This is a genomic window from Phyllobacterium sophorae, assembly GCF_003010965.1.
In the GTDB taxonomy this organism is placed as follows: Bacteria; Pseudomonadota; Alphaproteobacteria; order Rhizobiales; family Rhizobiaceae; genus Phyllobacterium; species Phyllobacterium sophorae.
This window is the reverse complement of sequence record NZ_PGGM01000037.1, coordinates 1-2,842: the sequence shown is the minus strand read 5'-3', so window position 1 is coordinate 2,842 and position 2,842 is coordinate 1. Positions and strand designations below refer to the sequence as shown.

The following is a 2,842-nucleotide window of genomic DNA, read 5'->3' as shown; positions in this document are numbered from 1 at the left end:
AACAATGCAAGCCAAAAATGAATACAACATATTCACATCTGTAACAGGTGGGTTTTTGATGTATGGGCGCGAGCTACAGTGTGGAATATATTCCACACGCCATAAACCCACACTCGAAACACATGCAAGCATTGTAGGGTATGGTTGTAGGGTCAAGCACTACATTGCGACAATTCATATGCTTAGCGTAAAAATGGTCAGTATCGATGCGGCAGCATGAAGGTCGGGAATGGGGCAGTCGGTGTTGTTGCGGTCGCCAAGAGAGGGATGGAGTTGCGCGCCGCGCAGAAGGCGACCGGCAGGGGTGGCTTGAAAAACTGTTACCGAATCGGTAGTATGGCTTTTGGCAGGATACGCAAATTTGTGATACAAATTTTGCTGACGATCGACGGACGGGCCGTCGATGGCGCCTGCGGCCAGCTTTCAGGAAGGCGAAAATGAAGGACGTGGCAACCGGGAGCAGGCTCCTCGCCGGAGCCGAGCGCAAGAACAAGGTGGTCCATGCCCGCTTCAGTGCGAGCGAACTAACCAGGATCGAAAGGGCGGCGGAGCGCGCGGGACTGACGGTTTCGGCGTTCATGCGATCGCTGTCGCTGGAGGGCGCTGGCGTGCGGCCGTTTTTCACGGCGGAGGACCGCGTCCTTCTTGGCGCGCTTTGGAAAGATCTCAGGGCCGTTGGCGTCAACCTCAATCAGCTCGCCCGTGCAGCAAATCGACGACATTCGCGCTTCGATGAGGAAAGGGCAGTCCTTGATGACGTGCAACGTGCCATGGCGGCATTGGTGTACGAGATCGGCTTTTTTGCCGATCGCGGGGCCAGGCTGCGAAAAGGGAGGCGGTAGTGGAGTTCTTCCTTGGCGCCTTCACCGCGGAATGGGAGCAGCGCCGGGCGGCGCTGCTCCATGAGCTCTCGCTCGGGCGTCAAACGTCCGCCGACGAGGATGAGCGGCGGCGGCGCGGCGGTGCGGCCGCAAACATGGCAGCCGGGATGAAGCCGGGTTTTCGTCCTCGGCCGGCGGAAAGAGGGCGTTTCGGGGACGGGGGCAGGCATCGTTCCGCCGACCGGCCGATGCGGCTGCGATTTGTCGGCCTTGCGTCCGGCGGCCAGCCGGCGGTGGTGAAGATGGCTTCGTTTGGTGGCGGATCCAGGCTGGGGGCCATGATCAACTACGTCTCGCGCCATGGCGATGTCGTTGTCGAGAACGAGCGCGGCGAGCAGTTGCGCGGGCGCGATCAGCTGTCTGCGGTGGGAGGCGCGTGGGATCATCTGATGAAGAACCGCGCCGAGAGCCGCGACATCGGATTGTTCAAGATCACCGTCACGGAAGAGCGCCGTGACGGTGAGGAGGTCACGGAACGAGCCCGCGCGATCGTCAGGCGGGGCCTCGGTGATCGCGCTTTTGCCTTCGCGGTGAGCGCGCGCCCCGATGGCAGTGGGTACGATATTGACGGGATCACTGTGCTGCGCAGCCCCGGGGGTGAACGCCTGACGGCCGACGAGAAGGCAACGGTGATTGTGCAGCAGCGCCTGGATGCCGGGCGGGCCACAGAGGGCAGCGCAAGCTTCCGGTTCACCGGCTACGGCAATGGCACCGATTACGGCAGCGCTCGCCTGCGTTCGCTGGTGGCGGCCCACAAGGGCGAGGTATGCGATGAGCAGGGGCGCGCGATCGGCGACGGCAAGCGGGCCGGCGACCTTGTCCAGCTTGAATGGCGCGGCCAGCTCCATAGCCGCAAGCCGCGCGATGTCATGCATCTGGTTTTGTCGGCGCGCCCCGGAACCAATGCGGCGGCGTTCCAGGATGCGGCGCGGGATTTCCTCGGGACCCAGTTCGCCGGGCACCGTTACGTGTTCTCACTTCACGATGCTGCGAGTGACCCGAAGGCGCAGGCAACGGGAGGCAAGCGGCCGCACGTTCACGTCCACGCCATCATCGCCATGCGCTCGGACGCAGGTGACAGGATCGAGACGACCATCCCGGCGTTTCGGGCGTGGCGGCTGACGATGGCCGAAAAGGCACGCGGGCATGGTATCGCCATGGAGATGACCGATCGGCGGGATCGTGTGAGCCCCCCGGCCTACTCAAAAAACCAGGTCCGGCCGTTGAACACGATCGGTCGTACCCAACACGCAGGAACGAGTGATGCCGCACAACGCCGGTATGATGCGAAGCGCGCTGATGCGGAGCGCTTTCCGCGCACCGCCCGCAGCCAGGCCTATGTGCGGGTTGCGCAGCAGCAATGGCAAGAAATAGCGAGTATGCGGCTCTCCAGGCCCGAACAGGATTTTGTCAAAGCTCAGCTGAGCCGGCTTGAAGACCGCAGAGCGCCGTCTGAGTTGAGAGCATTGGCCCAGGGTGAGCAATCAAATTCCGGCTCGCAATTGCGCACACAATTGGGAAAGTTATCAGAGCTTGTTTGGGAGGGTGACGATATGCGCCGCATGACGCAACCTGAATTCGAGGCTTATGAAAAGCGTGTGGAGACGGCACTCTTCCAGGCGGAGCGGACAATATCCCCGGCGGAGCGCAAGGACTTTGAAGAGATTGCGACGGCGGCGCGGGACCACGTCAATGTGCACCGCGAGCTGGTCGCGTCGAACGAGCAGCGCCGGCACAACGAGATGGCCGAACCAAAGGAGCGCCGTTCCCCCGACCAGCACCGGGACGATGAAAAGCAACGGTGGAACGATGCGGTCGCACGCCATGGCTTTGCCGCAGCGGAGGCGGCGAACAGGGTTCTCCTTGCGATTGAGCAATCGCGCGACGCGATGGAACGTGCGGAGGCCGGCGACCGCAGTCCGGACAAAATGGCGGCGCTTAGACAGGAGCTCGACTCGCGG

General features: G+C 62.5%; 3 protein-coding genes. All 3 read left to right on the top strand.

The features are described from left to right. The coding region (locus CU103_RS31905) for a hypothetical protein (RefSeq protein WP_210203873.1) at positions 1-220 on the top strand (220 nt) is incomplete at its 5' end. Positions 221-437: 217 nt separating this feature from the next. After that, complete coding sequence (locus tag CU103_RS30895) at positions 438-842, top strand: MobC family plasmid mobilization relaxosome protein (protein ID WP_106667825.1); 405 nt, start codon at positions 438-440, stop codon at positions 840-842. Further along, positions 842-2,842: conjugal transfer protein TraA (locus CU103_RS30890; RefSeq protein ID WP_106667824.1), on the top strand; the 2,001-nt coding region annotated here is incomplete at its 3' end. The genes CU103_RS30895 and CU103_RS30890, both read left to right, overlap by 1 nt.

Bases quoted from the DNA above. Each gene is read 5' to 3' on its own strand.
- CU103_RS30895 (WP_106667825.1), top strand. From the start codon at position 438: ATGAAGGACGTGGCAACCGGGAGCAGGCTCCTCGCCGGAGCCGAGCGC.